6 protein-coding genes are annotated in these 7,266 nt (G+C 69.7%); 3 read left to right on the top strand and 3 right to left on the bottom strand.

Annotation, left to right across the window (positions count from 1 at the left end):
- Positions 1-112 precede the first annotated feature (112 nt).
- Positions 113-1,798: an LCP family protein gene (locus ACWDR4_RS49515; RefSeq protein WP_450418725.1), complete on the top strand. Its 1,686-nt coding sequence runs from the start codon at positions 113-115 to the stop codon at positions 1,796-1,798.
- Between the two features lie 86 nt (positions 1,799-1,884).
- Here ACWDR4_RS49515 and ACWDR4_RS49520 read toward each other — a convergent pair whose 3' ends face one another.
- Positions 1,885-2,934, bottom strand: coding sequence for a glycosyltransferase family 2 protein (locus ACWDR4_RS49520; RefSeq protein ID WP_450418727.1), 1,050 nt, complete (start codon positions 2,932-2,934; stop codon positions 1,885-1,887).
- 173 nt (positions 2,935-3,107) lie between these two features.
- Between ACWDR4_RS49520 and ACWDR4_RS49525 the strand changes: the two genes are divergently transcribed.
- Positions 3,108-4,589: an LCP family protein gene (locus ACWDR4_RS49525; RefSeq protein ID WP_450418728.1), complete on the top strand. Its 1,482-nt coding sequence runs from the start codon at positions 3,108-3,110 to the stop codon at positions 4,587-4,589.
- A 458-nt stretch (positions 4,590-5,047) separates the two neighbouring features.
- On the opposite strand, the gene ACWDR4_RS49530 is transcribed toward ACWDR4_RS49525, so the two are convergent.
- Entirely contained in the window at positions 5,048-5,596 is a 549-nt protein-coding gene (locus ACWDR4_RS49530; protein WP_450418729.1) for an acyl-CoA thioesterase, read from the bottom strand.
- 119 nt (positions 5,597-5,715) lie between these two features.
- Between ACWDR4_RS49530 and ACWDR4_RS49535 the strand changes: the two genes are divergently transcribed.
- Positions 5,716-7,053, top strand: a complete 1,338-nt coding sequence (locus ACWDR4_RS49535; protein ID WP_450418731.1) for an LCP family glycopolymer transferase — start codon at positions 5,716-5,718, stop codon at positions 7,051-7,053.
- A gap of 90 nt (positions 7,054-7,143) precedes the next feature.
- Here ACWDR4_RS49535 and ACWDR4_RS49540 read toward each other — a convergent pair.
- The coding region (locus ACWDR4_RS49540) for an acyl-CoA dehydrogenase family protein (protein ID WP_256178065.1) at positions 7,144-7,266 on the bottom strand (123 nt) is incomplete at its 5' end.

The raw sequence follows: 7,266 nt of genomic DNA on the forward strand, positions 1-7,266 counted from the left end.
GTCGGCGACGAGCGCGACGGGTGCGCCGCCCAGCGGTAGCACGGCCACCGTGCGCGGACGCAAGGCAGGCCTGTCAGGTCAACCGACGCAGCAAGGGTGGGGAGGCAGGGGAATGACACAGAGCAGTGTGCACGGGGAGGGGACGCGATCGGGCGTCCGGCCTGCTCGGGTTCCGGGTCAGCGGGACGGCTCGCACGAGCAGCAGGAGGGCGACTCCGGAGACGGGGGCGGCGGCTCGGCCGGCGGCAGTGGTGGCGGTGGTGACCGTCCGGGGGGAAGACCGCGGCGGCCCGGCAAGCGCAAGGTGCTGCGCTGGTCGGCGATGACCCTGGCGGTGCTGATACTCGGCACGGCCGGCGCCGGATACCTCTACTACGAGCACCTGAACAGCAACATCCAGAAGGGCAAGCGCAGCAGCGGCGACTCGAAGGCGCAGAAGACCGAGCCGAACGCGGCCGGGCAGACTCCGCTGAACATCCTGCTGATCGGCTCGGACAGCCGTAACTCCGACGCGAACGTGGCGCTGGGCGGGAGCAAGGACACCCGGGGCAACCCGCCGCTGGGCGACGTCCAGATGCTGATCCACCTCTCCGCCGACCGCAAGAGCGCGGCCGTGGTGAGCATCCCGCGCGACACCCGGGTCGACATCCCGGAGTGCACGGACCCCGACACCGGTGAGACGTTCGCGGCGACCAACGCCATCATCAACACCTCGCTGGCCCGGGGCGGCGCCGGCTGCACGCTGGCCACCTGGCAGAACCTCACCGGGGTCTACGTCGACCACTGGATGACGATCGACTTCGCGGGCGTCGTGCAGATGGCCGACGCCATCGGCGGTGTCGAGGTCTGTGTGAAGCAGAACGTGTGGGACCACGCGCTGCCCGGCGTGCCCGGCGGCTCGGGGCTCAAGCTCAAGGCCGGCAAGCAGAAGGTCCAGGGCAAGTCGGCGCTGCAGTGGCTGCGTACCCGGCACGCCTTCTACAGCGACCTCGGGCGGGCCAAGGCCCAGCACATGTACATGAACTCGATGATCCGTACGCTGAAGGCGCAGAACGTCTTCACGGACGCCCCGCGGCTGACGAGCCTGGCCGAGGCGGCCACCAAGTCCCTGACGGTGTCGGAGGAGTTGGGCACGGTCAAGGAGCTGTACGACCTGGGCATGCAGCTCAAGTCGGTGCCGACCGACCGCATCACGATGACGACGATGCCGACCGTCGTGGACCCCGAGAACCCGAACCATCTGGTGGCGGCCGAGGCCGACGCCGAGACGATGTGGACGATGCTCCGCGACGACATCTCCTTCGACGACAAGGGCGGCACCACGGCGACCAAGGCCCCGACGGCCTCGCCCTCGGCGACGGCTTCGACGGACCCGGCGGCGGCCCCCGGCAAGATCGGCGTACTCGTGCAGAACGGCACGCGGACGGCCTCACTCGCCGCGGTCAGCGGCCGGGCGACCGCGATCAGCGGGATCCTCGCCGGCAAGGGCTTCACCAACGCGGCAGCGGACCGGTCGGGTTCACTGTCCGTCGACAAGACGGTCGTGTACTACCCGCGCGCCGATCTGGCGGGCGACGCCCAGCTGGTCGCCAAGTCCCTGGGGATTCCGACGAGTTCGGTGAAGAAGTCGACGGATGTCTCCGGTGTGACGGTAACCGTGGGCGCCGACTGGCGCGAGGGCACGACGTACCCGAAGCAGACCGCGCCGAAGGCCGGTCAACTCCCGGACACCGCCGACGCGGTGGTGGGTTCGGACACGAGCGCGTGCATGGAGGTGTACTCGCCCTACCGCTGGTAGGGGAAGTCAACTGGTCTCGTACGGACACGAGTTGGGGGCCTGTCGTCACTGCTGACGGCAGGCCCCCAACTCGTTGTGGTTCAGGCTCAGTTCGCGTTCGCGCCGTCCAGTACCGCCGGGCGACGGGCCGCGATCACCTTGCGGGCAAGGGACTTGGGGCTGGTGAGGAAGCCCCAGCCCCAGCACATGTGCATGGTGGCGAGGGCGACGGGGATCTGTAGCCGGGCCTTCAGCGAGAGCCCCTTGCCCGCCGGTACGGAACCCGCCGCGATCGCCGCGAGGTAACCGCCGGGCACCAGGAAGGCCCACGGCGTCAGTACGGCGCCCAGCAGCACGCCCGCCGCTATCGCGAGCACGGCGGTGGGCGGGGCGAGGTAGCGCAGGTTGATGGAGCCCTCGTGGTACCGGGCCACGACATGGCGCCAGCGGCCGTAGTCCTTGTACTGCTTGGCCAGCGCGCGCACCGAGGGCCTCGGGCGGTACGACACCCGCAGCTCGGGCGAGAACCAGATGAGGCCGCCCGCCTCCCTGATGCGGAAGTTCAGCTCCCAGTCCTGGGCGCGGATGAACTCCACGTTGTAGCCGCCCTGTTGTTCGAGGGCGGCGCGCCGGAAGACACCGAGGTACACGGTCTCGGCGGGCCCGGCCGTGCCCCCCGTGTGGAAGGCGGCGTTGCCGACCCCGATCTTCGAGGTCATCGCGGCGGCGACCGCGTCCTCCCAGGCGTTCTCGCCCTCGGCGTGCATGATCCCGCCGACGTTCTGCGCACCGGTCTCGTCGAGGAGACGGACGGCGGTCGCGATGTAGTCCGGCGAGAGCATGCCGTGCCCGTCGACGCGTACGACGACGGGATGACGGGAGGCCTTGATCGCGGCGTTCAGCGCGGCGGGCGTACGGCCGGTGGGGTTGGGGACGGTATGGACACGCTTGTTCGTGCCGGCCGTTTCCCGTACCAGCTCGGCGGCGATCTCGTCCGTGCGGTCCGTGGACGGACCGATGGCGATCACGACCTCCATCTCGCCGGCGTACTCCTGGGCGAGGATCGCTTGGACGGCTCCGCGCAGATGCCGCTCCTCGTTGAGGACGGGCATGATCACGGACACGGCGGGCAGCTGCACGTCGGGCTTGGCGTTCATAGGGGGCTCACGTTACCGCGAACGGGGGACACCGACGCGCGCCGCCCGCTCCCTGAGCCGGGCCGCAGATCGTATGGGCCTACGGTGCTCACGGATCCCACGTTCGGCCCCTCTCTCCTCCCGCATGTCATCCCCTGTCCTCCCCCGGCCTGCCTTCGCGGAGGTGTCCCCCCATGCCCGCATCCCCCGCAGCCCCCCGCTCCCCCGGTTCCCCACAGCGCCGGCCACGGCCGTCGTCCGGGCGTCCGCGTCCCCCCGTACGGCGGAGAAAGCCACGCTGGGCCATGCGGGCGGTGACGACGCTGTCCGTCGTGGTGCTCGCCGCGGCCGGGATCGGGCACGCGGTGGTGACCAGCCTCGACGCCGACATCGCCCGGGTCGACCCCTTCAAGGACATGAAGAACCGGCCGCGGGCGGGCCACGGCATGAACGTGCTGCTGGTCGGCACGGACAGCCGGGAGAAGATCAGCGAGGCCGAGCGGCGCAAGTACCGGCTCGGGGGCGCGCCCTGCCACTGCACCGACACGATGATGATCGTGCACATCTCGGAGGACCGGGAGCGGGCGAGTGTCGTCAGCCTGCCGCGCGACTCGTACGCCGTGACGCCCCCGCACACCGACCGGACCAGCGGGCGCCGGCACGGCGGACACGTCATCAAGCTGAACGCGGCGTACGCGGAGGGCGGGCCGAATCTCACCGTGCGGACGGTGGAGCACATGACGCACGTGAAGATCGACCACTATCTGGAGATCGACTTCACCAGCTTCATGAAGACGGTGGATGTGCTGGGGGGAGTCGAGATCTGTGCGACGCGACCGCTGAAGGACTCGTACACGGGCCTGAATTTGGCTGCCGGGAAGCACGAGCTGAATGGGGGCGAGGCGTTGCAGTACGTCCGTTCCCGGCACGCCGACGGGTCCTCCGACCTCGGGCGGATGCAGCGCCAGCAGCGGTTCATGGCGGCGCTGATCGCACAGTCCACGTCGTCGGGTGTGCTGCTGAACCCGATGAAGTTCCGGGACATCACGCGGGCCGTGCTCGGGTCGGTGCGGGCGGACAAGGAGTTCGGTACGGGTGAGCTGCTGGACCTCGGGCGGGCGATGCGGAACTTCTCGCCGTCGTCGTCCGAGTTCACGACCGTGCCGATCGGGCGGATGGGGTTCGCCGTGAAGGGCATCGGGTCGACGCTGAAGTGGGACGCGGCGAAGTCGGGGCGGTTGTTCCGGGCGCTGCGGGAGGACGAGCCGTTGGCGGTGCGGAGGGCGCCTGGGGGCGGCGGCGGTAAGGGCGGTGCGCCGGTTCGGGTGGAGGTGGCGCCGCAGGAGATTCGGGTGCAGGTGGAGAACGGGACGCGTACGGCGGGGCTGGGGCGGAAGGTGGACCGGGAGTTGGCGGGGGCCGGGTTTCGGACTACTCGGGTGCCGGTGAATGCGGCGCGGGGGCGGGAGGTGGGGCGGACGGTGATCGCGTACGACCCCCGGTGGGATCGGTCGGCGCGGTCGTTGGCTGCGGCGTTGCCGGGGAGTTCGTTGCGGGTGGTGCGGGGGCAGGGGGCTGTGATGCGGGTGACTGTGGGGGCGGATTATCGGGGGGTGCGGAAGGTTCGGGTGGGGGAGTTCGGGGTTACTACGGGGGATCAGGTGGGGTGTCGGTGAGAGCCGGGTGGGGCCTGGTTTTTTCTCGCCCCCGCCGCCCCTACCCGTCCCATCCTGTCCCTGGGGGCTGCGCCCCCAGACCCCCCTTCGCGCTGAACGCGCTCGTCCTCAAAACGCCGGACGGGCTGGATGGTGGCGGCCGGGGGTGGGTAGGGAAAAGCTCGCGCTGGACGCGCTTGTCCTCAAGCGCCGGACAGGCTGAAATGCCCCGGCCGGCGCTGAAGAGGCACCGCCCGTACTGCGGAAGCGGCGGGGGCTGGTGGGCGGGGAAAAGGGTGGGTTGAGCGTGGTTGTCCTCGCACGCCGACCGGGGCTTCATCTTTCAGCACCGGCCCGCACCCTCAGCCCGTCCGGCGTTTGAGGACAAGGCCCGTTCAGGGCCGGAGGGGGGTCTGGGGGCGCAGCCCCCAGGAACGGGATGGGACGGGTAGGGGCGGCGGGGGCGAGGAAACGCGCCCCTAGTCGTCCAAGCCCTCCGCCGCTCTGCGCTCCCTCAACTCCACGATCGCCCTCCGTCGCGCCAGGCGATGCGTGCGGCGGATCTGGGCCTCCTGGTAGCGGCGGTCGTCCCGTTCCGTCTCCGGGAGGACCGGTGGGACCCGGCGCGGCTTGCCCTCGGCGTCGACCGCCGCGAAGACCAGGTACGCCGACCCGACCTGCGTCGCCGGCGTCGACTCGTTCCAGCGCTCGGCGAGGACCCGTACCCCCACCTCCATGGACGTCCGGCCGGTCCAGTTGACCTGGGCCTTGACGTGGACCAGGTCGCCGACCCGCACCGGTTCCAGGAACGCCATCTCGTCCATCGACGCCGTGACCGCAGGGCCCCCGCTGTGCCGCCCCGCCACCGCACCCGCCGCGTCGTCGACCAGTTTCATGATCACACCGCCGTGCACCGTACCGAGGAGGTTGGTGTCGGCGTGGGTCATGATGTGGCTGAGGGTCGTCCGGGAGGCGGAGGTCGGCTTGCCCGGGGGCGCCGCATCCGCGCTGGTGGCCTGGTCTGTCATGGCCCTCACCTTATGCCGAGCGCACACATGGGCGATTTGTGTCAGCTTCGCAACAGCACTGCTTCTAATTTCCTTCGACCCTTGTATAGGACACACCCCGGCACTGCACACTGGTCGGCATGAACGATTGGCCTGACGCGTGGTCCGACGACAACCGCAACAACCGGTACGGTCGCGGCAGCGCGAACGCACAGCCCGAGGGTGCGCGCGCGATGCGGCAGGTTCAACGTGGCCCGGGTGGCCAAGGCGGCCCGGGTGGCCCTGGTGACCAGTACGGGCAGTACGGGCAGGGGTCCTCGGCACCGCCGTACGGTGGCGGGGTCCCGCAGCAGCAGCCGTACGGCGGTGACCCGTACGGGAATCCGAGCGGCAACGACGGCTACGGCGGCGGCAGCGACTACAACACCGGCCAGGTCTACGGCGGCGGGGCCGGAGCCGGTGCCGTCGGAGGCGGTGGTCATGGCGACCGTCCCGCGCCGAACTGGCGCAAGCGGATCAAGTGGACCGCGATCACCCTGGTCACGCTGCTGGTCGTGGTGTCCGTCAGTACGTACTTCTGGGCCGACTCCAAGCTGAACCGCGAGGTCGACCTGTCGAAGGTCATCGACCGGCCGGACGCGGGCGAGGGCACGAACTATCTGATCGTCGGTTCCGACAGCCGCGCGGGGCTGTCCGCCGAGGAGAAGAAGAAGCTTCGTACCGGGTCCGCCGCAGGGCAGCGCACGGACTCGATGATGATCCTGCACACCGGAGACAACGGCCCGACGCTGATCTCCCTCCCCCGTGACTCGGACGTGGAGATCCCGACCTTCGTGGGCTCCGAGTCCGGCAAGACGTTCAAGGGCACGGGCCGGCACGTGAAGCTGAACGCGGCGTACGCGGAGGACGGGCCCGAACTGCTCGTCCGTACCGTCGAGTTCAACACCGGGCTGCGCATCGACCACTACGTCGAGATCGGCTTCGCCGGGTTCGCCAACATCGTGGACGCGGTCGGCGGTGTGGAGCTGACCATCCCCAAGGGCGGGATGAAGGACACCAAGTCCGGCGCCAACTTCACGGCGGGCAAGCAGACCCTCAACGGCGAGCAGGCCCTGGCCTTCGTCCGTACCCGGTACGCCCTCGCGGGCAGCGACCTGGACCGTACGAAGAACCAGCAGAAGTTCCTCGCGGCGCTGGCGAGCCAGACGGCGACGCCGAGCACGATCCTGAACCCCTTCAAGCTGTATCCGACGATGAGCGCGGGCCTCGACACCCTGGTCGTCGACAAGGACATGGGCCTGTTCGACCTGGGCGACATGTTCTGGGCGATGAAGGGCGTCACCGGCGGCGACGGCACGTCCATGAACATGCCGATCTCGGGCTCGTCCGGCGGCAACCTCCTCTGGGACAAGGCCAAGGTGAAGACCCTGGTGACCGAGCTGAAGAACGACGACAAGGTCACCGTCACCGGCAACTGAGCGCAGCAGTACAGCAGTACACAGGTTGGCCCCTGCCCGATCCTTCGGGCAGGGGCCAACCTGTGTGTTCGGGACCGGCTGTCGGTTCGGTTACGGCAGGTTCCTCGCCATCACGATCCGCTGGACCTGGTTGGTGCCCTCGTAGATCTGTGTGATCTTCGCGTCGCGCATCATGCGCTCGACCGGGTAGTCGCGGGTGTAGCCGTAGCCGCC

The sequence above is a fragment of the Streptomyces sp. NPDC000878 genome, assembly GCF_053599695.1.

What these genes read in the sequence shown, in the direction of transcription:
- ACWDR4_RS49535 (WP_450418731.1), top strand. Translation starts at nt 5,716, where the DNA reads ATGAACGATTGGCCTGACGCGTGGTCCGACGACAACCGCAACAACCGG.
- ACWDR4_RS49525 (WP_450418728.1), top strand. Translation starts at nt 3,108, where the DNA reads ATGCCCGCATCCCCCGCAGCCCCCCGCTCCCCCGGTTCCCCACAGCGC.
- ACWDR4_RS49530 (WP_450418729.1), bottom strand. Translation starts at nt 5,596, where the DNA reads ATGACAGACCAGGCCACCAGCGCGGATGCGGCGCCCCCGGGCAAGCCG.
- ACWDR4_RS49520 (WP_450418727.1), bottom strand. Translation starts at nt 2,934, where the DNA reads ATGAACGCCAAGCCCGACGTGCAGCTGCCCGCCGTGTCCGTGATCATG.
- ACWDR4_RS49515 (WP_450418725.1), top strand. Translation starts at nt 113, where the DNA reads ATGACACAGAGCAGTGTGCACGGGGAGGGGACGCGATCGGGCGTCCGG.